This is a genomic window from Streptomyces sp. NPDC007872 (assembly GCF_042868165.1).
Lineage (GTDB): Bacteria > Actinomycetota > Actinomycetes > Streptomycetales > Streptomycetaceae > Streptomyces.
The window spans coordinates 572,999-594,406 of record NZ_JBIAEA010000004.1; the positions used below are offsets into that span (position 1 = coordinate 572,999).

The window sequence follows — 21,408 nt, forward strand, 5'->3', positions numbered from 1 at the left end:
CCGTGCCTAGCGGATGTTCGGGTCGAAGGTGAAGATCACCAGCGTGCCCAGAAGGATGGTGAACACCGTGGCGGTGTACAGCAGGCCCTTGAGCCACAGGCGCGTGTTGGCCCGCTCCGCGTAGTCGTTGACGACCGTGCGGAGGCCGTTGGCGCCGTGCAGCATGGCGAGCCAGAGCATCAGCAGGTCCCAGACCTGCCAGAACGGGGACGCCCAGCGGCCGGCCACGAACGCGAAGCCGATCTTGGAGACGCCGCCGTCCAGGAAGAGCTGGATCAGCAGGTGGCCGAGGACCAGGACGACGAGGACCACGCCGGAGAGGCGCATGAAGAGCCACGCGGCCATCTCGAAGTTGCCGCGGGTCGCGCGCGGGGTCTTGCCGGTGCGCTTGCGGGGGGCCTCGATGTACGGCGCGGGGTTGTCCACGTCGTAGCCGCCGCCCTCGACGGGGCCGATCGCGGAGGTGGTGTCAGTCGACATGTCTGGCGTCAGCTCCCGAACAGTTCGCGTGCGGCGTGGCCGAGGACGGGGTACAGCGAGCCCGCCATCAGCACGACCCAGATGCCCACGACGGTCCAGAGCATCTGCTTCTGGTAGCGGGGGCCCTTGGACCAGAAGTCCACGGCGATGACGCGGAGGCCGTTCAGCGCGTGGAAGAGGATGGCGGCGACCAGGCCGTACTCGAGCAGAGCGACGATCGGCGTCTTGTAGGTCGCGACGACCTCGTCGTAGGCCTCGGGGGAGACGCGGACGAGAGCGGTGTCAAGGACGTGTACGAACAGGAAGAAGAAGATGAGGACGCCGGTGACTCGATGAGCCACCCAGGACCACATTCCTTCCCGGCCGCGGTACAGCGTTCCAGCCGGCACGGAAAAACCCTCCGGGAGCGGGGATCGGGGCCGGCCGGCTTCTCTGTCGGTCTGGCCCGGCCGGGTACGGTCCACCGGCCCCGGTCATCGTAGCGACGAGTTGTCGGTTCGCTCGCGCGGGGTCCATAGGTGTGATCAAACAGGCACGGACGGGCTATCGTCCGGGGCGGAATCACCGCATTGCGGACGGAATCACGCCCCGGAGTGTCGGGGCGTGAGCATGCGGTCAGCCCGAGGCCAGCCGGAAGGCCAGCCGGGCGCGGGCGAGCCGGCGCAGTTCCTCGGCCGCGATCACCCGCTCCTCCTCCGGTTCGTTGCCGAGACGTGACCGGATTCCGGCCAGGACCTGGTCGAGCCGCTCGTCGGGGCGCACCCCGTCGAGGCTGATCACGAACGCGTGTCCGAAGCTGCTCTCGTACGCGGCGTGCGCGGCCCGCAGCGCGGTCCGGGCGGCCGCCGGGGCGTCGGGGTGCGGCGGCAGGGAGGACTCGGCGGCCAGGGCGCCGTCCAGATCGGCCCTCGACAGGTCGTACCCGGCCTCGTCGGCGGCGGCGAGCAGGGCCTCCACCGTGGGATAGGGGCGGTGCGCCGCCACCCGTTCGGCCCAGCGGAGGCTGTGGCAGCAGGAGAGCAGCAGGGTCACGGCCTCGGCGGGGGCCGCCGCGTTGAAGCCGACGAGGCCGCCGGGGCGCCGGGGGCGGGGGGACTGCCGGCCGGGTGCGGCAGGCGTGTGCGGGGAGCCCGGGGTCCGGCAGGTGGCGTGGGTGTCGCTGGTCAGCGTGGGCTCCGGTTACTCCGGGACGGGTGGGGTGAGCGTGACGCAACGTTATCGACGGGACGGGGGAGGTGTCCGACGGATGCGCGATTTTCACCCGGAAGGGAGAGTTTCGGAACATCTGATGGACGCCGGGATTCCGGTCGCCCGCCCGTGGGTGAACACGGGGTGACGATCGTCCGTCCCCGCCGTCGTCGGCGCGGCGGGTGCCGCACTTGTTGACGGCGTTCGGGGTTCCGGCGTTCCCTCCGTCGCGGATGCGGGGCTTCCGATGTCGCCGTCGGCTGGGGAGGGAAGGGTTCCGATGCCGCCGTCCGATCCGGACGCGGGGCTTCCGATGTCGCCGTCCGTCCCGGGTGCGGGGGGTCCCGATTCAGCCGTCCGCCCCGGATGCGGGGGGTCCCGATTCGGCCGTCCGCCCCGGGGGCGGAGGGTTCCGATTCGGCCGTCCGCCCCGGATGCGGAGGGTCCCGATTTCGCCGTCCGCTCCCTCCCGGGCCGTCGCTCGATTGGCCGGACCCCCATCCGTAGGGGAGGATTCCGATTGATGCGGTACTCCATACGGGGGCCCCGACGCGGCCCCGCGCTCCTGGCGACCTCGGTGGCACTGGCCACCGTGGCGGCCTGTTCCGGCGGTGCCGCCCCGGGGCCGTCCGCCGCCCCGTCCCCCGGCTCCGCCACGGCCTCCGCGCCCTCGGGCGCGCCGCCCTCGCCGACCCCCACGCCGACGCCGACCCGGACCTACCCGCTCTCCGGCGCGCCCCGCACGGTCCCCGCCGTCCGCGCCCACGAGGCCGCCCGCGGCCCCGGCTGGAAGCCCGCGCCCACGGGCGGGGTCGTCATCGCCGCGAACAGCGGGGGCCTCGCCGACGAGGGGAAGCTGATAGCGGGTGAGCTGGGCATCCCCTACCGGGGCGCCGTCGCCGCCGGGCCCGGGGACGTCGAGCTGGCCCTGGGCGGGACCGGCGCCCCCGAGTCGTACGCCCTCGCCGTCCGGGGCGGCCGGGTCCGGATCAGCGGGCCCGACGAGGCCGGGGTCTTCTACGGCACCCGGACCCTCAAGCAGTCGGTGAAGGCGACCGGCGCGATGCCCGAGGGGACGGTGAACGACCGGCCCGCCAAGCCGCAGCGCGGACTGAACGTGGACACCGCCCGCAAGCACTTCACGGCCGGCTGGATCGAGGACCGCATACGCGAGATGGGCGACCTCAAGCTCAACCAGCTCGGACTGCACTTCTCCGACGACCAGGGCTTCCGGATCGAGTCCGACAGCCACCCCGAGGTGGTCTCCGCCCAGCACCTCACCAAGGCCGAGGTCCGGCGGATCCTCGCCCTCGCCGCCGAGCGGCACGTCACCGTCGTCCCCGAGATCGACTCCCCGGGACACCTCGGCGCCGTCATCGCCGCCCACCCCGACCTCCAGCTCCGCAGCGGGACCGGCCGGGCCCCGCGCGGCGCCGTCGACATCGCGAACCCGGCGTCGGCGAAGATCGTCGACGACCTGCTGCGCGAGTACGCGCAGCTCTTCCCCGGCGCGTACTGGCACCTCGGCGCCGACGAGTACGTGGCGCTCATGGCGAAGGACCCCGAGGCCACCTACCCGGCGCTGGCGCGGGCCGCGAAGGCGAAGTACGGGTCCTCCGGCCGGGTCCAGGACCTGGCCACGGGCTGGCTCAACGACCGCGCGGCCGTCGTCCGCCCCACCGGCAAGACCCTCAAGGCCTGGAACGACGGCTTCTTCACGGGCGGGGTCGTGAACGCGGCGAAGGACCTGGAGGTCGAGTACTGGACGGGCAAGGAGATCGGCGCCCGGCAGCCCGTCTCGTACCTGAGCCAGGGCCGGAAGATGGTCAACCTCAACGACGAGTACCTCTACTACGTCCTCGGCGAGCCCAACGACTTCGCGTACCCCACCGGCCGCCGGATCTACGAGCAGTGGACCCCGCTCGTCGTGCGCGGCACCGGCCCCGTCCCGGCGAAGTACGACCCCCAGATCCTCGGCGCCCGGTTCGCCGTCTGGTGCGACCTGGCGAACTCCCAGACCCCGGCCCAGGTCGCGGCCGGCATCCGGCTGCCCCTGGCGGCCCTCTCCCAGAAGCTCTGGAACCCGGCGAAACCGACCGCGAGCTGGGACCAGTTCCGGGCGCTCGCGGAGAAGGTACGGTAAGCGGCTGCTATCAATCTGCTAGCGGCGCGACTAAAGTAATCGCATGGCAACTCTGTATGTGCGAGACCTGTCCGAGGAAGCGCTGACCGAGCTGAAGATAAGGGCCGCCCGCAACCGGCAGTCCCTCCAGGCGTACGCCCGCACTCTGCTGGAGCAGGAGGCCGCCACGCCCTCGCTCGACGACGTGGTCGCCCGCATCCGGGAGCGGGTCACCGCTCGGCTGTCGACGGACGACGTGCTCGACGAGATCGACCGGGGAAGGCGACGCGAGTGATCGTCATGGACGCCGGCGCGCTCGTCATGCTGCTGGCCGACGCGGGCCCGGTCGGCGAGGCGGTGCGGGAGCGGGTGAAGGGGGAGCGCCTGCTCGCCCCGCACCTCGTCGACATCGAGGTGACCTCGGCCCTCCTGGGTCGGCACCGCGGCGGGAAGCTGACCGACCGCGAGCTGGGCGACGCCTGTGCGGCCTTCGCGGAGCTGCCGCTGCGCAGGTCGGAGCACCTCCCGCTGCTGCCCCGGGTGCGGGAGCTGTATGCCAACCTCAGCGCCTACGACGCCCTGTACGTGGCACTTGCCGAGGGGTATGACGTTCCGCTGGTGACCAGTGACGGCCGGATCCGGGACGGAGCGCGGGCCACCCGGGCCGCGTGCCCGGTCGAGGTGTTCAACGAGAAGGCCCTCGGACTGTGACAGCGCCGTACCCCTATGCAGTCGACCGACTCCACTGGCATGATTCCGGCCACACAGTGACGAAAAGGCGACTCCCCGCCACGTAAGGGGAACCGCCGCGTCCGCATCGGGTGGCGAGGAGGCGTCCATGACGTCGGGGAAGCCGGAGAACGACCGGAGCCTGCGGGAGCTGATCGACGGGGCCGACGAGCGCGGCCTGGCCGCGGCCGGCCTCGCCTGTCTCGACCGCTGCCTCCCGCTGCTCGCCGCCGACCGGGACGACGCCCTGCGGCCCGCCTGGGCGGCCGTCGCGCGCGCCGACGGCGCGGCGTGGGGCGAGGCCGTCGCCAAGGCCCGCGCCGAGCTGGACGCCGAGGGCGGCGGGGAGGCGGCCCGGGCCGTGCGCGGCATGCTGGCCGCCGCCCCCGCGGACTGGACCCCGGAGTCCCTGCGCGCCTGGGTCGGCACCTGCTCCGGCACCGCCCTCGCCCTGCACGGGCGGTACGACGCGGCCGGCGCCGACGAGGACCTCGTCGAGCGCTGCCGCGCCGGGGACGCCGAGGGCGCGGGCCCGCTGCTCGCCGGGGAGCTCCGCCGCCAGCGGGCCGTCCTCGAATCGGTCGCCCACGGCCCGACCGGACTGCGCCGGGCCCGCGAGCTCTCCGTCGAGGGCGGCCGGGTGCTGCGCGCGGTCGTCTCGCGCCGGGCCCGCACCACCGCCTGAGGGGGCGGTCAGGCCTCCGTGTCCGGCTCGGGGGCCGTGATCGCGACCGAGGCGACCGTCTCGGCGATCTCCCGCTCCGCCGTCGCCTTGTCGAGACCGAGCCCGCTCAGCACGCCCTGCCCGTCCTCGTGCTCCAAGAGCGCGAGCAGGACGTGCTCGGTGCCGACGTAGTGGTGTCCGAGGCGCAGGGCCTCGCGGAACGTCAGCTCCAGGACCTTCTTCGCCGCCGCGTCGTACGGCACGAGCGTCGGCGGCTCCTCGACGGCCGGCGGCAGGGTCGCGGCGGCGGCCTCGCGCACCCGCTCCAGGGGCACGCCCCGCGAGGCGATCCAGTGCGCCGCGAGCCCCTCGGGCTCGGCGAGCAGGCCGAGCACCAGGTGGGAGGGGGTGATCTCGGCGTTGCCGACGGCCGTGGCCTCGTTCTGGGAGGCCATGACCACGTTGCGCGCGCGGGGCGTGAAGCGGCTGAACCCGGCGTTCGGGTCCATCTTCTCGGCGTCGGGGTCCTTGGGCACGAACCGCTTCTGCGCGGCCTGCCGGGTGACGCCCATGCTGCGGCCGATGTCGGTCCAGGAGGCGCCGGAACGCCGGGCCTGGTCCACGAAGTGACCGATGAGGTGGTCGGCGACGTCACCGAGGTGGTCCGCCGCCATGACCGCGCCGGAGAGCTGCTCCAGGGCGTCCGGGTGGACCTTCTTGATGGCTTCGATGAGCTCGTCGAGACGGACGGGAACGGTCGGAACGACTGGATTCGTCATGAGGCAACCCTAGGTTGACACTCGGAGGCTGTCAACCGTCGGTTGACATGCGCGAGGGCGCGCCGCACCCGGGACGGTCCGACGACCGCGAAAAGGGGAAGGGAAGAGGGAAAAGGAGAGACGACCAGGGCCGCCACCCCCCACAGGAGAGGCCCCGGTCGTCCTCCACGGAGCCGCAGCACGGCTCCGTACTCCTTTCAGCGCCGGGAGTGCGCTTTCTGTCACACCGTCTCCGGGCACTGGAAGGTTGCAAGTTGTACAAGGGGCGGACACCGCGTGGACGCGGCGCCGGAGCACCACGTAGCGTGCTGGTGCGTTAGGCAGCGTGGCGGCGGTGACCGGCCGTGACGAGACGACGCGATCGACGAACAGGGTTTGGGGAGTGCTGGGGGACGACGCGGAGCTGACGGCCGCGGTGCTCGCCGCACAGCACGGGGACGAGGACGCCTTCCGTGCCGTGTATCGCGCCGTGCACCCCCGGCTGCTCGGCTACATACGCACACTGGTCGGCGACACCGACGCGGAGGACGTGGCCTCCGAGGCCTGGCTCCAGATCGCGCGCGACCTCGACCGCTTCGGCGGCGACGCGGACCGCTTCCGCGGCTGGGCCGCCCGGATCGCCCGCAACCGCGCCCTCGACCACATACGGATGCGCGGCCGGCGCCCCGTCGTCGGCGCCGACGAGACCGAACTCACCGACAAGCCCGCCGAGTCCGACACCGCGAGCGAGGCCCTGGAGGCCCTGGCCACCGGCCACACCATGGACCTGATCGCCCAGCTCCCGCAGGACCAGGCCGAGGCCGTCGTGCTGCGCGTCGTCGTCGGCCTGGACGCCAAGAGCGCCGCCGACACCCTGGGGAAGCGCCCCGGCGCCGTGCGCACCGCCGCGCACCGCGGCCTCAAGAGGCTCGCCGAACTCCTCGGCGTCGAGGGCGCCCCGGACGGCGCCGGCGGGACCGTCGTCCCCCTGGACGGCGTGCCCCCGCAGCGCGGCAGGACACCGGGACCCGTGGCGCCCGGCGGTGTGACGCAATGGCGTCCGCGGACGCAGAAGGACATGTGATGGCCGACGAGCGGTACCAGTGGCTCGACGAGGAGGCCGCGGAGCGACTGCTCCGCGGCGATCCCGTCGGCCCCGCCGGCGACCTCGCGCACCCGTCGGCCGGCCGTCTCGCGGACGCCCTCGACGCGATCCGCACCCCGGCCGCGGAGGACGCACTGCCGGGCGAGGCCGCGGCCCTCGCCGCCTTCCGCGAGGCCACGGCGGCCCGCGCCGCCGCCGCCTCCGCACCGGGGGGCGCGACCAGAAGCGTTACTGGGGGCACGGCCGGGAGCATCGCTGGGAGTACGGCCGGGAGCGTGGCCGAAAGTACGGCCGGGGGCGCCGCCGGAAACACGGCCGGAGGCGCGGCCGGAAGCACCGCCCCCGCCGACCTCGGCCGGGTGCGGCTCGCGCGCCCCGCCGCCGCCCCGCGCCGCTGGGGCCGCTCCGCGCGCTACGGCCTCGCCGCCGCGGTCGCCGCCGTCGCCGTCGGCGGGGTCGCCGTCGCCGCGGGCACCGGCGCCCTCCCGCTGGTGGGACCCGCCCCCGCCAGCTCCGTCTCCGCCGGGGACACCGCGCGGCCGCTCGTCTCGCCGGAGCCCGACGGCACGCGCGAGGACCCCGGGATACCCGGGCCCCCGCCGCCCGTCGACGACCACACGCCCGGCACGACCCCCTCCGCCGACGCGGGCTCCACCGCACCGGCCGTCCCGGCGCCGGACGGGGACGGCGCGGACCGGCCGAAGCGGGACGTCCAGGAGCCCGGCCGGAGCGCGGCCGGTCCGGACGGGACCCCGCACCCGGACCGCACGGAGGGCCGGGACCGGAAGGAGAAGGAGGACGGGGGCGGGAACAGCGGCGGCACCGACCTCCGGGAGAAGGCCGTCGAGGCCTGCCGGGCGTACCGGTCGGGACGGCTCGACGACGGTCGCCGCCGCCTGCTCATGGAGACCCTGCGCGACGGCGACACCCTGCGCCGCTACTGCGACCGCCTCCTCTCCGGCACACCCGGCGCACCCGGGGGCACCTCCGGGGACGGCGCGAAGGGCGGCTCGGACCCCGGCTCCGGAGGCGGCTCCGGGGACCGGCCGGGCGACGGCCCCCGGGGCGGCTCGAAGGGCGACGGCAGGGGTGGCGGCAAGGGCGGCGGCGGCAGGGGTGACGGCTCCTGGGGCAGGGGCCGGGACGGCCGCGACACCACCCGGACCTCGGCGGAGACCCTCGCCGGACCGGCCTCCACGGCCCCCTCGGAGCTCCCGGGAACGGGCGCGACGGCGCGCCTCCCGCTCGCGGTGTAACACTTTCCGGCGCGTCGGCGCAGTACGTAATGCCGACTGGTCATCGGCCGCGCGATGAGCCGGGGTTCCCCCCGTACCTACGGCTCGGCGCACCCGGCGCGGGTGGGACACGTTCCCCCGGTCCCACCCGCGCCCTCTCCTCTTTCTGCTCCTACCAGTGGACGACGACCTTGTCCCCGACCTTCACCTGGTCGAAGAGGGCCGAGAGCTTGGCCCGGTCCCGGACGTTGACGCAGCCGTGCGAGGCACCGGCGTAGCCGCGGGCCGCGAAGTCCGCCGAGTAGTGCACGGCCTGGCCGCCGCTGAAGAACATCGCGTACGGCATGGGCGTGTGGTAGATCGTCGACGTCCACTCGCGGGCCTTCCAGCCCACGCTGAACGTGCCCTCGCGGGTCGGGGTGTTCTCCGAGCCGAAGCGGACGTCCATCGACGAGACGACCTTGCCGTCGATCATCCAGGCGAGGGTCCGGCTCTCCTTGCTGATGCAGAGCACCCGGCCGGTCATGCACGCCGGGGCCGGGGCGTCCAGGGCGTTGGTGGTCGACGGCTTCAGCTCGTCGGCGGTCGGCTTCCGGCTGGCGCCGAGCAGCCGCTGCCAGGTGGCCTCGTCGACCGAACCGGTCGCGTCCAGCCCCTGCTTCTTCTGGAAGGCCCTGACCGAACCCGCCGTCATCGTCCCGTAGAACCCGGTGGGCGCGCGGTCGAAGAACTTCCCCTGCCGCAGCCGCGCCTGGAGCTCGCGCACCTGCTCGTTCTCGTCCCCGTCCTTCATGAGCGCCGGGGACGCCGTCGCCCCGTCGGAGGCCGAGCCGGAGGGCTCCGGCGTGGGGAAGGTGGGGGAGGCGGACGGCGCCTTGCCGTCGTCCGTGGGAGAGGCCTCGGGGGTGGCGGACTCCGACTCCGACTCCGAGGGCGACGCGGTCGCGGACGCCGACGCCGACGGCCGGGCCGAGGAGCTGCCCGAAGGGCCCGCGCTGCCGCCGGCCCCGGCGCTCCCCGTGCCGGCCGTCTGGGCCGTACAGCCCGCGGCGAGCGCCACCGAGGCCGCCGCCAGCACCATCCTGCGTACGACACCCCTGCGTACGACGCCTCTGCGCACGACGGTCGAAGACCGCTTCATCGTTGCCCCCCGGGAAACTCGTCTGTACGTAGAGGGATGCTTCCCGCGCGCGGGCGGTTGCGCACCACGGCCGAAAATCGCCCACCCGACCCGCCGGGAGGCACCGGTCCCGAACGGCGCGTGCCGATCTTCCGCGATGCGAAACGCGCGAGCGGAACGCCGTACGCGCGTGCGACACTCCGCCCATGCTGGGTGTCACCGATCTGCCGACCTACCTCGCCGGGCTCGTCCTCATCATCCTCCTGCCCGGACCGAACTCGCTCTACGTCCTGTCCGTCGCCGCCCGCAAGGGCACCCGGACCGGATACAAGGCCGCCGCCGGCGTCTTCACCGGCGACACGGTCCTCATGACCCTGGCCGCCCTCGGCGCGGCCTCCCTGCTCCAGACCACCCCGGTCCTCTTCATGATCGTGAAGTACGCGGGCGCCGGATACCTGGCCTGGATGGCGTACGGGATGCTGCGGGCCGCCCGGTCGATGTGGCGCTCCCGCGCGGAGACGGCCGCCGAGGAGCCCCCGGCCGCCGCGGCGGCCCCCGCCGAGCGCCCGTACCGGCGCGCGCTGATCATCAGCCTCTTCAACCCGAAGGCGATCCTCTTCCTGATCTCCTTCTTCGTGCAGTTCGTGGACCCCGGCTACGCCTACCCGGCGCTCTCCTTCCTGGTCCTCGGCACCCTGCTCCAGCTCGGCAGCTTCCTCTACCTCACGACCCTCATCTTCGGCGGCACCCGCCTCTCCGCCGCCTTCCGCCGCCGCAGGCGCCTCTCCGCCGGCGCGACCTCGGCGGCCGGCGCCCTCTTCCTCGGCTTCGCCGCGAAGCTCTCGCTCAGCAGCGCCGCCTGACCCCGCCCGCCGGCACCGGTTGACCCTCACACCGTGTGAGGCCGTTCCGTAGGGGGCGTCATGTTCACCATCGGAGACTTCGCCCGGCACGGGCGGGTGTCGGTCCGGATGCTGCGTCACTACGACGCCGTCGGACTGCTGCGCCCGGCCCGGGTCGACCCGCACACGGGCTACCGCTTCTACGCGGCGGACCAGTTGGCCCGGCTCAACCGCGTCATCGCGCTCAAGGACCTCGGCTTCACCCTCGAACAGGTGGGGGCCGTCCTCGACGAGCGGATCGACGCGGACGAGCTGCGGGGCATGCTGCGCCTGCGCCAGGCCGAGCTGGAGACGGCCCTGGCGGAGGCGCGGACCCGGCTCGACCGGGTCGGCGCGCGGCTCCGTGCCATCGAGAGCGAGGGACGCATGTCCACCCAGGAAGTCGTCGTCAAGAAGATCCCCGCCGTCCGGATCGCCGAACTGAGCGCGGTCGCCGCGAGCTTCGGCCCGCAGGACATCGGCCCCGTCATCGGCCCGCTGTACGACGAGCTGTGCGGCCGGCTCGAAGGCGCGGGCGTCACCGGCTGCGGCCCGGCCGTCGCGTACTACGAGGACGCGGGCCGGGGCGACGGCTCGGTCGTCGTCCACGCGGGGACGGCCGTCCCCGAGGGCACGGCGGCGGAGGGCGTCCTCGTGCACGTCCTGCCCGGCGTCGAGGAGGCGGCGACCGTCGTCCACCACGGCGCGATGGACGACGTGCTGCCGACCGCGCAGACCCTGGCGACCTGGATCGACGCCAACGGCTACGCCTCCGCCGGGTACGCCCGCGAGCTGTACCTGGAGTGCCCGGAGGACCCGGCGCGCTGGGTGACCGAGCTCCAGGAGCCGGTCGTCCGCGCCTGATCCCCTTCCGGCCCCCTCGGGCGGCTACCTCTTCAGCGCCCTGCGCAGCCGCAGCGCCCGCCGGGCCAGCCGGCGGACCTGCGGGTGCCGGGGGAGGGGCAGGCCGCCGGGGAGCCCCAGGGCGGTGAGGCGGCGGCGGGTGAAGTGGTGCCGGGTGCGCTCGGCGAGCGGCCCCGACAGGTGCCGTACCGCCGCCGTCCGCAGCTCCGGCCGGATCTTCGGCTGCATCGCGAAGCCGACCGCCGCGACCAGGTCGTTCAGCTCCTCCGTACCGATCGCGGAGTCGCCGCCCGCCGGGTCGTCGAGCGGCGGGACGACCGCGTCCACCACCGTGAGCGGGATCCGGTTGCTGTTCTGGAAGGGGGTGAGCCGCTCCAGGAGGGGGCGGGTGCCGACCCGGGCGACCGGCAGGCCGTAGAAGGTGCGCGCGGTGAGCAGCGCCGTGGAGAAGCAGCCGACGACGAGGGCGGGCCGCAGCTCGCGGTAGAGCACCTCCGCGAGGACGGGCCGGTCCTCGACCGTCAGCTCCGCGCCCAGTTCCTCCGCCGCGCGCACCAGGGTCCGCGACCAGGCGTCCGGGGCCGTCGGGTGCGGCTTGAAGACGAGCCGCCGGTGGCCCAGGGCGACCGCGCCCCGCACCATCCGCAGGTGCAGCTCCTCCTCCTCGGCGGCGGTCAGCAGGTTCAGGGCCGCCAGGTACTGGCCCAGGAGCAGCACCGGGCCCTCCTCCGCCGCCGGGCCCCGCGCCGGGTACGGGCCCGCCAGCTCCTCGACGCACTTCGTGAACGCCTCCACCGGTACGGCCTCCGGGACCGCCCCGAACTCCCCGAGCAGCAGCGGCGCGAGCCCCGGGACCAGGTCCAGGTGGAGCAGCCGGGAGACCCGGCCGCCGATCAGCGGGTCGATCTTGTTGCGGGTCGGCCCGTAGCTCATCAGCCCGTCCGCGTACACCGTGATCGGCGCCTCGGGCAGGAGCTGGGCGATCGCGAGCGCGGGCGTCACCTGGATCGACTCCAGGGCCAGTTCGACCCGGTCGTCGCCGAGGTCCCAGAGCCTGCGCAGATGGCGCTGGAGGAGGGGGAGGTCGCTCGCGCGGGGGGTCCAGCCGCCCGGGTGGAGCGGGGAGATCGTCTCGTTCCAGGAGAGGACGGAGTCGAAGCGGCCGCGCAGCCGCGCGAACCCCTCGGCCTCGTCGAGCGCGGGCGTCGTCTCCGGCACCGGCGCGTTGTTGGTGACCAGGAGGATCCGGCGGTCGGCGGAGCCGAAGCAGCCGCTGTCGATCGCGGCGGCGAGCGTCACCGCCCCGTAGAGGGTGGAGGCGCAGAAGACCTGGGTGGTGCGGCGGGGGCGCGTACGGGAACTCATGCCGCGACCTCCGGCTCCGGGTGCGGCTTCGGGGACGGGGAGCCGGGACCCGCCGGTGCCGGCGGCGGGGCCGGCCTCCGCCTCCGCAGCCTGCGCAGCAGCGTCGCGCGGTCCCCGCCCATCGCGGTCAGGGCCTCGTCGAGGACGTCCTGCGGCATCCGCCGCAGCGCCCCCGCGCTCATCGCCCGCACCTGCCGCGCCACCGCCGGCTCGAACTTCCCGATCGAACCGATGTGGTGGGAGATCACCGCGCAATAGGTGCGCACGGCTTTCGGGAGAAGTCGGTCCGCGTCCCGGTCCCGGGCCGTTTCCTCGATCACCTGGTCGAAAGCGCGGATGAAATCCAATTGCCTGACGTCGCCGATCTGCGTGAGGGAGGTCGCCACTCCGCGCCGGTAGAACACGCCGAGTTCCCCGACCGCCGCGAACGTCTCCGCCTCGCGGTGCAGCCGCCAGATCCACGGCCGGTCCTCGGCCGTCCGGAGCCCCGGCGTGAAGTGCAGCAGGCCCCGGTCCAGGAGCCGCCGGTGGTAGATCCCGGCCCAGGCGTACGGGTAGTCGACGGAGGTCGTCCGGTGCGCCGGCAGGATCGCGTCCCGCGGGCGCAGCACCTCGCCGCGCCGGGGGACCGGCACCCGGCGCACCCCCCGCTCGCGGCCGGTCACCGAGACGTGGTCGGTGCGCAGGAAGTCGCAGCCCAGCTCCTCGGCGGCGGCGACGAGGCGGCCGTAGTAGCCGGGGGCGAGCCAGTCGTCCCCGTCGAGGAAGGCGACGTACTCGCCGCGGGCGGCGTCGAGCCCGGTGTTCCGGGCCGTGGCGAGGCCCTCGTTGCGCGCGTGCCGGAGCAGGACGGCGCCCGGGATCTCGCGCGCGGCCCGTTCGAGGAGCTCCGGGGTCCCGTCCGACGAGCAGTCGTCGACCAGCAGGAACTCGAAGTCCTCGCGGGCGTTGGCCCGCAGGCTCGTGAAGGTGTCGGGGGCGTATGTCTGCACGTTGAAGAACGGCACGACGACGGAGAGCTTGACCACGCGGCCGACGCTAGGCGCCGGCCCGGCCTTCCCCCCGACCGGCGGGGGGATGTCCGGTGAACACCAAGCGGCGAGCCGATTAACCGCCTTTTCCCGAAAGGGAAATCCGGTCACGGGCGGCCGGACACCGACCCGCTTCAGAATGCGGAGAGGCTCTGTTCACCGGTTGTTGTGGCCCAGTTGGGCCGGAAAGCGGAATGCCCTTCTAGCGTCCTCGACGTGCCATCACGTACCCGAGAAGCGATACGGGTCGCCGTACTCGCGGACTCCGACACCCGGTGGAAATGGGGCGCCCTCACCGCGCGCCGCATCACGGCGACGAGCGCCGAACCCACCGGCTTCGTCCTGCGCGGACGCGCCACCCCCACCGCCCGCCAACTCGCCGAGACCGGGGTGTCCGCGGACGCCCCGCGCGAGGTGACGGGCGTGGAGTTCCTGCGCGCCGTACGGGACGCGGAGGCGCGCGGCGAGGGGTACGACGTCCTCGTCCTCGCCCTCGTCGGCGGCACCGTCCGGGCCGTCCTCCAGGGCCTGGCCGACCTGGCCCCGGAGCGGCGGCCCGTGATCGTCACCGGTTACGTCGGGGTCGTCTACGAGAAGCTGACCGACGGCCTGCTGCTGCGCCACGGCGCCGACGTCGTCCTCGCCAACTCCCGCCACGACGCCGAGCGCTTCCGCGCCGTGTACGAAGGGGTGGGCGCCGGGGCCGAGTCGGTCGTGGAGGCGGCGCTGCCCTTCCTCGGCGGCGCCCCGTACGCCCCCGTCGCCGGCCGCGACACCCTGGTCTTCGCCGCCCAGCCCTCCGTGCCGGCCACCCGCGCCGAACGCGTCCACGTGCTGCGGCGGCTGATCGGGCACGCCCGGCTCCACCCGGGCCGCGAGGTGCTCCTCAAGCTCCGCTCCAAGCCGGGCGAACACACCACGCACCTGGAGGAGTTCCCCTTCCAGAAGCTGGTCCGCGAGCTCGACCCGCCGGACAACTTCCGCCTCGTGTACGGGCACATGGGCGAGGTCCTCGACCGCACCGACCTGCTCGTCACCGTCTCCTCGACGGCCGCCCTCGAAGCCCTGCACCGGCGGATCCCGACCGCGGTCCTCACCGACCTCGGGGTCCGCGAGGCGCTCGGCAACCACCACTTCGTCGGCTCCGGCCTGCTGACCTGCTTCGACCGGCTCGACGAGGGGTCCGCGCCGACGCCCGACGAGACCTGGCTCGCCCGCCAGGGGGTCGCCTCCGACGGCTCGTACGAGAAGGCCTTCGACGCGGCCCGCGACCGGGTCGCCGCGCTCCTGGCGCTGCCCGCGCTCCCTCCGATCGCCCCCTACTACACCGCGGAGACGGCCTCCGGCTACCTGCCGGGGATCCTCGCCCGCCACCGCCTGGACGTCACCGCGCCGGAGCCCCGCGAGAGCGGCCTGCGCCGGATCGTCCGGGAGGCCGCGCGGGGCGCGTACCGCCACGGCGTGCAGCGCGTCGCCCCCGTCATCCGCCGCCTGGGAGAACTCTGATGACCACCACGCCCGCTTCCGGGCCCGCCGCACCCGCATCCGAGGCCGCCGCGCCCGCTCTCGGAACCACCGCGCCCGGGACCGCGCCCGCATCCGGGACCACTGTGCCCGCGACCGCGCCCCCCGCCCCCGTGCACAGGGACCCCGCGGCCGTCGTGCTCGCCGTGATCCCCGCCCGGGGCGGCTCCAAGGGCGTGCCCGCCAAGAACCTCGCCCCGGTGGCCGGGGTTCCCCTGGTCGGCCGGGCCGTCCGCGCCTGCCTCGGCGCCCGCTCCGTCACCCACGTCGTGGTCTCCACCGACGACCCCGCCATCGCGGCCGCGGCCCGCACCGCCGGCGCCGAGGCGGTGCACCGCCCCGCCGCGATCGCGGGCGACACCGCCACCAGCGAGGCCGCCGTCCTGCACGCCATGGACGCCTTCGAGGCCACCCACGGCCGCGCCGCCGACGTGGTCCTCCTCGTCCAGTGCACCAGCCCCTTCCTCACCTCCGCCGAGGTCGCCGAGACCGCCGACCGGATCCTCGCCGGCGCCGCCGACACGGCCTTCACCGCCGCCCCGTCGCACGGCTTCCTGTGGCGCGGGACGACGGAGGGCGCCGAGGGCGTCAACCACGACAAGGCGCACCGCCCCCGCCGCCAGGACCGGGAGCCCGAGTACCTGGAGACCGGCGCCGTCTACGCCATGGCCGCGCCCGGCTTCCGCACCCACCGGCACCGCTTCTTCGGCCGCACCGCGCTCGTCGTCACCGACCCCGCCCGGGTCCTGGAGATCGACGACCCGCACGACCTGGCCCGCGCCAAGGCCCTCGCCCCGCTCCTGGACGCCCCCGTCACCCCCGGCTTCGCCGACGTGGACGCGGTGGTCCTGGACTTCGACGGCACCCAGACCGACGACCGGGTCCACCTCGACGCCGAGGGGCGCGAGTTCGTCTCGGCGCACCGCGGCGACGGCCTCGGCATCGCCGCCCTGCGCCGCGCCGGACTCCCCGTCCTCATCCTCTCCACCGAACAGAACGCCGTCGTCGCCGCCCGCGCCCGCAAGCTCCGGATCCCCGTCCTGCACGGCATCGACCGCAAGGACCGGGCCCTCAAGGAGTGGTGCGAGGCCGAGGGCATCGACCCGCAGCGCGTCCTCTACGCCGGCAACGACGTCAACGACCTGCCCTGCTTCCACCTCGTCGGCTGGCCCGTCGCGGTGAGCAGCGCCCACGACTCCGTACGGGCCGCGGCCCGCGCGGTCACCGTCACCCCGGGCGGCGCCGGAGCGGTCCGCGAGATCGCCGCCTGGCTCCTCGGACCCGAGCTCGACACCCCCGTACGCGCCGACGCCGCGCGCACGACCCCCGCACGCACCACCACCGAACCCTAAGGACCCGCACCATGAGCACCCGTCTCCGCACCCTCGGCGCCAAGACCGCCGGCCCCGGGCAGCCCGTCTACGTCACCGGCGAGATCGGCATCAACCACAACGGCGAGCTCGAGAACGCCCTCGCCCTGATCGACGTCGCCGCCGAGGCCGGCTGCGACGCGGTCAAGTTCCAGAAGCGCACCCCCGAGATCTGCACCCCGCGCGACCAGTGGGACATCGAGCGGGACACCCCCTGGGGCCGCATGACCTACATCGACTACCGCCACCGCGTGGAGTTCGGCGAGGAGGAGTACCGGGCCATCGACGCGCACTGCAAGGAGCGCGGCATCGACTGGTTCGCCTCCCCGTGGGACACCGAGGCCGTCGCCTTCCTGGAGAAGTTCGACGTCCCCGCCCACAAGGTCGCCTCCGCCTCCCTCACCGACGACGAGCTGCTGCGCGAGCTGCGCTCCACCGGCCGCACGGTGATCCTCTCCACCGGCATGTCGACGCCGAAGCAGATCCGGCACGCCGTCGAGGTCCTCGGCAGCGACAACATCCTGCTCTGCCACGCCACCTCCACCTACCCGGCCAAGGCCGAGGAGCTGAACCTGCGCGTCATCCAGACGCTCCGGGAGGAGTACCCGAACGTCCCGATCGGCTACTCCGGCCACGAGACCGGCCTCCAGACCACCCTGGCCGCCGTCGCCCTCGGCGCCGTCTTCGTCGAGCGCCACATCACCCTCGACCGCGCCATGTGGGGCTCCGACCAGGCCGCCTCCGTCGAGCCCCAGGGCCTGACGCGCCTGGTCCGCGACATCCGCACCATCGAGACGGCCCTCGGCGACGGGGTCAAGAAGGTGTACGAGTCGGAGCTCGGCCCGATGAAGAAGCTCCGCCGGGTCCAGGGCACCGTCGCCTCATGACCGGGCTGCTGGCGTTCGTCGAGAGCCCGGTCCAGCTCCTCAACGTCCTGGAATGGGCACACACCCGGGCCCCCGGAGCGGAAGCCCCCGCCACCGGGGCGCCCGCCCCGGAGGGCTCCGGCGCGGCGGCCCCCGTCACCGGGGCCGCCGCCGGGGGAGCACCGGGCCCGGGAACGCCGGCCGCCGGGGCGCCCGCGTCCCCCCTCACGGTCGTCGTCCTCTCGCCGACCGACCCCATGTCGCGGGGCCAGCTCCGCCGGATGGCCCAGTTGGCCCGCGACGAGGGCGTCACCGTCCACTGGCAGGAGGCCCGCGGCGGCCGGGGCGCCCTCGTCCGCACCCTGCGGCGGCTCGCCGGGCCGCTGCGCTCCGCGGAACGGGTGATCATCGGGGACCCGTTCTCCCGGTACGTCCAGCTCCTCCTGACCCTCTTCGGCCCCCGGCACCTGACCGTGGTCGACGACGGCACGGCGACCATGGAGTTCGCCGCCCAGCTCGGCCGCGGCGAGCGCCTGGTCCGCTGGCACCGCAAGGGCAGCCTGGGCCCGCGCGAGCTGGTCCTCGCCCCCGTGACCACCCTGGCCCGGCGGCGGCTCGCCCCGGCCCGGGGCCGTACCGTCGAGGTCTTCACCTCGCTGCCCGTGGAGGCGCCGGAGGGCGTCGAGGTCACGGAGAACTCGTACGCCTGGACCCGCGCCCGCTTCGGCCCGCCGCGGCTCACCGGCGGCGCGGACCTGGTCGGCACCTCGCTGGTGGAGACGGGGGTGGTCGACGCCGACCACTACACCCGCGTGGTCGGCGAGCTCGCCCGGACCCACGGCGCCACCCGCTACTTCGCGCACCGCAGGGAGAGCACCGGGAAGCTGCACCGGATCGCGGTGGAGACGGGCCTCCAGGTGGTCCGGCCCGAGCTGCCCCTGGAGCTGATCGCCCGGCGCGGCCCGGTCGGCCGCACGATCGTCAGCTTCCCGTCCACGGTCGTGCACACCCTGCCGCTCGCCCTCGCCGGCACGGGCGTGAAGGTCGCCGTCTGCGAGGTCGCGCCCGAGTGGCTGCGGGCGACCGCCTCCCCCCGCGCGCAGGGCTTCCTGTCCGGCGTGACGGGCACGGCGGCCCGCGAGGTCGACCGGCTCACCGCGTGCGCGACCCCCGCCGTCGACCGGCTGGAGTTCGGATGACGTTTCCCGCCGTCCGTGCGGGGCAATCGGGTGAGGATACCCACATGGAGTGGTCACTAAGCCCGGAAAATCGAGGTTCTTTCCCCTAACGGGTTGAACTTTTCGTGATCAACGGGCAGTTGACCACCCCGAAGGCCTACCCTTCAAAAGGTGAACCAGTTGAAGTCCCGTGAGCCAGGCTCCGCCACTCTGCCCGGAACGCTGCCCGCAACCCTGCGCGACGAACTGATCATGTTCCGCAGGGACTTGCACATGCACCCCGAGCTCGGGAAGCAGGAGTTCCGTACGACCGCCGCGCTCAAGGCCCGCCTGGAGGCGGCCGGGCTCGCGCCGGAGGTCCTTCCGGCCGGCACCGGACTCATCTGTGACATCGGCACCCCGGACCCGGAGCGGCCGGTGCTGGCGATCCGCGCCGACCTCGACGCGCTGCCCATCCCGGACGTCAAGACCGTCGCCTACCGCTCCACCGTGGCCAATCGCGCCCACGCGTGCGGACACGACGTCCACACCACCTCCGTGCTCGGCGCGGGCCTGGTCCTCGCCGAGCTGGACCGCCAGGGGCTCCTGCCGAACGCCGTGCGGCTGATCTTCCAGCCCGCCGAGGAGGTCCTCCCCGGCGGCGCCGTGGACGTCATCGAGGCCGGCGCCCTGAACGGGGTCGGCCGGATCATCGCCGTCCACTGCGACCCGAGGGTCGACGCGGGGAAGATCGGCCTGCGCGCCGGAGCCATCACCTCCGCCTGCGACCGGCTGGAGGTCACCCTCGACGGCCCCGGCGGCCACACCGCCCGGCCGCACCTCACCACCGACCTGGTCACCGCCGCCGCCCGCGTCGCCACCGACGTCCCCGCCGTCCTGGCCCGCCGCGTCGACGCCCGCTCGGGCCTCTCGGTCACCTGGGGCCGCATCGAGGCCGGCCACGCCCCCAACGTCATCCCGCAGCACGCCGAGCTCTCCGGCACCGTCCGCTGCCTCGACCTGCCGGCCTGGCACGACGCGCCCGACCTGGTGCACGCGGCGATCGACGAGGTCGCGGCCCTGCACCGGGCCAAGTCGAGCGTCACCTACGTCCGGGGCGTCCCGCCGGTCGTCAACGACGCGGCCGTCGCCGAGCTGCTCCGCGGCGCCATGACCGCCCGGCGCGGACTGCACGCGATCGAGGACACCGAGCAGAGCCTCGGCGGCGAGGACTTCTCCTGGTACCTGGAGCACGTCCCCGGCGCCATGGCCCGCCTCGGCGTCCGCGTCCCCGGCGACACCCGCGTCCGCGACCTGCACGCGGGCGACTTCGACGTGGACGAGAACGCCATCGAGGCGGCCGTGGAACTCTTCACGGCGGCGGCCCTGCTCGACGGCGGCGCGCGGGAGGCCTGAGGCCCCGGCGTGCGGGGGGCCCGGGGCCCCGGCGTACAGGAAGGCCTGAGGGGCCCCGGGGCGCCGAGCCCCGGCCCGTATGCGTCCGTACGCCCGACCCGCACCCCCGACCGACGCTTTCCGGCCGGACGGACGCCCTCATCCGTCCGGCCCACCCGTTCCCCCCGGCGGCCCAGCGCCCGGCGTGTCCGCCGTACGCCCCCTGTCGCACCGGGCGCCCCCACCGGTATAACCGGCGGTACCGGGCCGAACGCCCTCGGTCGCCTCGCGCGGCCGGTTCGCGACGATCCGATAACGACTCATGAACGGGTCTTTAACTGACATCTACGCGCGTTACGATCGCCGCGAAACCAGCGCCGGAAGAGGCGCTTTCGGTCAGTCTTGAAGGGACCCTCCTCTTGCGCCGGATCACCAGGATCACGACCGTGGGCATCGCCTCCGCGGCGCTCGCCCTCTCCGCCACCGCGTGTGGCAAGTCCTCGACGGACTCCGGTTCCAGCAGCTCCAGCTCGGACTCGAAGACCATCACGGCCGCCATCGCGTACGACATCGGCGGCCGCGGCGACCAGTCCTTCAACGACGCCGCCTACGCGGGCCTCCAGAAGGCCGAGAAGGAACTCGGCGTCAAGGGCAAGGAGGCCGAGCCCTCGGAGGGCGAGGGCGACGCCGACAAGGTGCAGCGCCTCACCGCCCTCGCCCGCTCCGGGAGCAACCCGGTCATCGGCGTCGGCTTCGCCTACGCCCCGGCGATCGCCAAGGTCGCCAAGGCCTACCCGAAGACCACCTTCGGCCTCATCGACGACACCTCGGTGACCGCCCCGAACATCGCCAACCTCGTCTTCAACGAGGAGCAGGGCTCCTACCTGGCCGGCGTCGCCGCCGCCAAGACGTCGAAGACCGGCACGGTCGGCTTCATCGGCGGCGTCGAGGTCCCGCTGATCAAGAAGTTCCAGGCGGGCTTCGAGCAGGGCGCCAAGGACACCAACCCCAAGGTGAAGGTGCTCGTCCAGTACCTGACCCAGCCGCCGAACTTCGACGGCTTCTCCAAGCCCGACCTCGGCAAGGCCGCCGCGCAGGGCCAGCTCGACAAGGGCGCCGACGTGATCTACGCCGCCGCCGGTCTGGCCGGCTCGGGCTCGATCGAGGCCGCCGCCGCCGCGGACAAGTGGGCCATCGGCGTCGACTCCGACCAGTACAACCAGGCGGGTCTGGCCTCCTACAAGGACCACATCCTGACCTCGGTCACCAAGGACGTCTCGGACTCCGTCTTCAACCTGATCAAGTCGGTCAAGGACGGCAAGCCGCAGACCGGTGAGATCCGCTACGGCCTCGCCCAGGACGGCGTCGGCCTGTCCGACTCGAACCCGGCGTACAAGAAGATGACCAACGTCATCGCCGCCGTGAACGAGGCGAAGAAGAACATCATCGACGGCAAGATCACGGTCAAGACCGCTCCGTAAGGAACCGCAGGTCAGCGACCTCAGGGCCCGGCGACGGTGGGACCCCCACCGGAGCCGGGCCCCGTTCCCGTAC

21 protein-coding genes are annotated in these 21,408 nt (G+C 74.0%); 14 read left to right on the forward strand and 7 right to left on the reverse strand.

What is annotated here, in order from left to right; genetic code table 11:
• Positions 1–6: 6 nt before the first annotated feature.
• The 3 genes from ACFYNX_RS17185 to ACFYNX_RS17195 form a co-directional block, all read right to left on the reverse strand.
• Entirely contained in the window at positions 7–480 is a 474-nt protein-coding gene (locus tag ACFYNX_RS17185; protein WP_365542391.1) for a succinate dehydrogenase hydrophobic membrane anchor subunit, read from the reverse strand.
• 8 nt (positions 481–488) lie between these two features.
• Positions 489–869: a succinate dehydrogenase, cytochrome b556 subunit gene (gene sdhC / locus ACFYNX_RS17190; RefSeq protein ID WP_015035721.1), complete on the reverse strand. Its 381-nt coding sequence runs from the start codon at positions 867–869 to the stop codon at positions 489–491.
• A gap of 226 nt (positions 870–1,095) precedes the next feature.
• The gene (locus tag ACFYNX_RS17195; protein ID WP_388662210.1) at positions 1,096–1,512 is read right to left on the reverse strand and encodes a 2-oxo-4-hydroxy-4-carboxy-5-ureidoimidazoline decarboxylase; all 417 of its coding nucleotides are present in this window, start codon (positions 1,510–1,512) and stop codon (positions 1,096–1,098) included.
• Between the two features lie 679 nt (positions 1,513–2,191).
• On the opposite strand from ACFYNX_RS17195, the gene ACFYNX_RS17200 reads away from it, so the two are divergent.
• The 4 genes from ACFYNX_RS17200 (at position 2,192) to ACFYNX_RS17215 (ending at position 5,204) form a co-directional block, all read left to right on the forward strand.
• Positions 2,192–3,811 carry a glycoside hydrolase family 20 protein gene (locus ACFYNX_RS17200; RefSeq protein WP_388662212.1) on the forward strand — a complete coding sequence of 540 codons (1,620 nt, stop codon included), beginning with the start codon at positions 2,192–2,194 and terminating at the stop codon, positions 3,809–3,811.
• 43 nt (positions 3,812–3,854) lie between these two features.
• Positions 3,855–4,085, forward strand: coding sequence for an antitoxin (locus tag ACFYNX_RS17205; protein WP_365542387.1), 231 nt, complete (start codon positions 3,855–3,857; stop codon positions 4,083–4,085).
• Positions 4,086–4,090: 5 nt separating this feature from the next.
• Positions 4,091–4,501 (forward strand): type II toxin-antitoxin system VapC family toxin, encoded by a 411-nt coding sequence (locus ACFYNX_RS17210; protein ID WP_388662569.1) that lies wholly within the window; start codon positions 4,091–4,093, stop codon positions 4,499–4,501.
• Between the two features lie 127 nt (positions 4,502–4,628).
• A complete protein-coding gene (locus ACFYNX_RS17215) occupies positions 4,629–5,204 on the forward strand; it encodes a hypothetical protein (RefSeq protein WP_388662214.1) in 576 nt (191 codons plus the stop codon).
• An 8-nt stretch (positions 5,205–5,212) separates the two neighbouring features.
• On the opposite strand, the gene ACFYNX_RS17220 is transcribed toward ACFYNX_RS17215, so the two are convergent.
• Positions 5,213–5,962, reverse strand: coding sequence for a Clp protease N-terminal domain-containing protein (locus tag ACFYNX_RS17220; RefSeq protein WP_388662216.1), 750 nt, complete (start codon positions 5,960–5,962; stop codon positions 5,213–5,215).
• Between the two features lie 382 nt (positions 5,963–6,344).
• Between ACFYNX_RS17220 and ACFYNX_RS17225 the strand changes: the two genes are divergently transcribed.
• Together ACFYNX_RS17225 and ACFYNX_RS17230 are read left to right on the forward strand one after the other, a co-directional pair.
• The gene (locus ACFYNX_RS17225; protein ID WP_125658462.1) at positions 6,345–7,025 is read left to right on the forward strand and encodes an RNA polymerase sigma factor; all 681 of its coding nucleotides are present in this window, start codon (positions 6,345–6,347) and stop codon (positions 7,023–7,025) included.
• Positions 7,025–8,302: a hypothetical protein gene (locus ACFYNX_RS17230; RefSeq protein ID WP_388662218.1), complete on the forward strand. Its 1,278-nt coding sequence runs from the start codon at positions 7,025–7,027 to the stop codon at positions 8,300–8,302. Before ACFYNX_RS17225 ends, ACFYNX_RS17230 begins: the two co-directional genes overlap by 1 nt.
• 151 nt (positions 8,303–8,453) lie before the next feature.
• Here ACFYNX_RS17230 and ACFYNX_RS17235 read toward each other — a convergent pair whose 3' ends face one another.
• Positions 8,454–9,422, reverse strand: coding sequence for a L,D-transpeptidase family protein (locus ACFYNX_RS17235; protein ID WP_388662220.1), 969 nt, complete (start codon positions 9,420–9,422; stop codon positions 8,454–8,456).
• 185 nt (positions 9,423–9,607) lie between these two features.
• Between ACFYNX_RS17235 and leuE the strand changes: the two genes are divergently transcribed.
• Both leuE and ACFYNX_RS17245 read left to right on the forward strand, forming a co-directional pair.
• On the forward strand, positions 9,608–10,264 hold the full coding sequence (gene leuE, locus ACFYNX_RS17240; protein WP_125658453.1) for a leucine efflux protein LeuE: 657 nt from the start codon (positions 9,608–9,610) through the stop codon (positions 10,262–10,264).
• Positions 10,265–10,324: 60 nt separating this feature from the next.
• On the forward strand, positions 10,325–11,146 hold the full coding sequence (locus tag ACFYNX_RS17245) for a MerR family transcriptional regulator (RefSeq protein WP_388662222.1): 822 nt from the start codon (positions 10,325–10,327) through the stop codon (positions 11,144–11,146).
• Between the two features lie 24 nt (positions 11,147–11,170).
• Here the strand turns inward: ACFYNX_RS17245 and ACFYNX_RS17250 are convergent, their stop codons facing one another.
• The gene (locus tag ACFYNX_RS17250; protein WP_365542371.1) at positions 11,171–12,511 is read right to left on the reverse strand and encodes a polysialyltransferase family glycosyltransferase; all 1,341 of its coding nucleotides are present in this window, start codon (positions 12,509–12,511) and stop codon (positions 11,171–11,173) included.
• Positions 12,508–13,539: a glycosyltransferase family 2 protein gene (locus ACFYNX_RS17255; RefSeq protein WP_365542369.1), complete on the reverse strand. Its 1,032-nt coding sequence runs from the start codon at positions 13,537–13,539 to the stop codon at positions 12,508–12,510. The genes ACFYNX_RS17250 and ACFYNX_RS17255 overlap by 4 nt, the downstream gene beginning before the upstream one ends.
• A 219-nt stretch (positions 13,540–13,758) precedes the next feature.
• Here ACFYNX_RS17255 and ACFYNX_RS17260 point away from each other — a divergent pair, with 219 nt between their 5' ends.
• The 6 genes from ACFYNX_RS17260 to ACFYNX_RS17285 all read left to right on the forward strand — a co-directional run bounded on the left by ACFYNX_RS17260 (position 13,759) and on the right by ACFYNX_RS17285 (position 21,335).
• Positions 13,759–15,048, forward strand: a complete 1,290-nt coding sequence (locus ACFYNX_RS17260; RefSeq protein WP_388662224.1) for a DUF6716 putative glycosyltransferase — start codon at positions 13,759–13,761, stop codon at positions 15,046–15,048.
• A gap of 104 nt (positions 15,049–15,152) precedes the next feature.
• Positions 15,153–16,418, forward strand: coding sequence for a cytidylyltransferase domain-containing protein (locus ACFYNX_RS17265; protein WP_388662571.1), 1,266 nt, complete (start codon positions 15,153–15,155; stop codon positions 16,416–16,418).
• 11 nt (positions 16,419–16,429) lie between these two features.
• Entirely contained in the window at positions 16,430–17,323 is an 894-nt protein-coding gene (locus tag ACFYNX_RS17270; RefSeq protein WP_388662226.1) for an N-acetylneuraminate synthase family protein, read from the forward strand.
• Complete coding sequence (locus ACFYNX_RS17275) at positions 17,320–18,501, forward strand: hypothetical protein (RefSeq protein ID WP_388662228.1); 1,182 nt, start codon at positions 17,320–17,322, stop codon at positions 18,499–18,501. Before ACFYNX_RS17270 ends, ACFYNX_RS17275 begins: the two co-directional genes overlap by 4 nt.
• A gap of 150 nt (positions 18,502–18,651) precedes the next feature.
• Complete coding sequence (locus tag ACFYNX_RS17280) at positions 18,652–19,875, forward strand: amidohydrolase (protein ID WP_365542360.1); 1,224 nt, start codon at positions 18,652–18,654, stop codon at positions 19,873–19,875.
• Positions 19,876–20,273: 398 nt separating this feature from the next.
• Positions 20,274–21,335, forward strand: a complete 1,062-nt coding sequence (locus tag ACFYNX_RS17285; RefSeq protein WP_388662230.1) for a BMP family protein — start codon at positions 20,274–20,276, stop codon at positions 21,333–21,335.
• Positions 21,336–21,408 lie beyond the last annotated feature (73 nt).

Bases quoted from the DNA above. Each gene is read 5' to 3' on its own strand.
- ACFYNX_RS17185 (WP_365542391.1), bottom strand. From the start codon at position 480: ATGTCGACTGACACCACCTCCGCGATCGGCCCCGTCGAGGGCGGCGGC.
- ACFYNX_RS17200 (WP_388662212.1), top strand. From the start codon at position 2,192: ATGCGGTACTCCATACGGGGGCCCCGACGCGGCCCCGCGCTCCTGGCG.
- ACFYNX_RS17205 (WP_365542387.1), top strand. From the start codon at position 3,855: ATGGCAACTCTGTATGTGCGAGACCTGTCCGAGGAAGCGCTGACCGAG.
- ACFYNX_RS17210 (WP_388662569.1), top strand. From the start codon at position 4,091: ATGGACGCCGGCGCGCTCGTCATGCTGCTGGCCGACGCGGGCCCGGTC.
- ACFYNX_RS17215 (WP_388662214.1), top strand. From the start codon at position 4,629: ATGACGTCGGGGAAGCCGGAGAACGACCGGAGCCTGCGGGAGCTGATC.
- ACFYNX_RS17220 (WP_388662216.1), bottom strand. From the start codon at position 5,962: ATGACGAATCCAGTCGTTCCGACCGTTCCCGTCCGTCTCGACGAGCTC.
- ACFYNX_RS17230 (WP_388662218.1), top strand. From the start codon at position 7,025: ATGGCCGACGAGCGGTACCAGTGGCTCGACGAGGAGGCCGCGGAGCGA.
- ACFYNX_RS17235 (WP_388662220.1), bottom strand. From the start codon at position 9,422: ATGAAGCGGTCTTCGACCGTCGTGCGCAGAGGCGTCGTACGCAGGGGT.
- leuE (WP_125658453.1), top strand. From the start codon at position 9,608: ATGCTGGGTGTCACCGATCTGCCGACCTACCTCGCCGGGCTCGTCCTC.
- ACFYNX_RS17245 (WP_388662222.1), top strand. From the start codon at position 10,325: ATGTTCACCATCGGAGACTTCGCCCGGCACGGGCGGGTGTCGGTCCGG.
- ACFYNX_RS17250 (WP_365542371.1), bottom strand. From the start codon at position 12,511: ATGAGTTCCCGTACGCGCCCCCGCCGCACCACCCAGGTCTTCTGCGCC.
- ACFYNX_RS17270 (WP_388662226.1), top strand. From the start codon at position 16,430: ATGAGCACCCGTCTCCGCACCCTCGGCGCCAAGACCGCCGGCCCCGGG.
- ACFYNX_RS17275 (WP_388662228.1), top strand. From the start codon at position 17,320: ATGACCGGGCTGCTGGCGTTCGTCGAGAGCCCGGTCCAGCTCCTCAAC.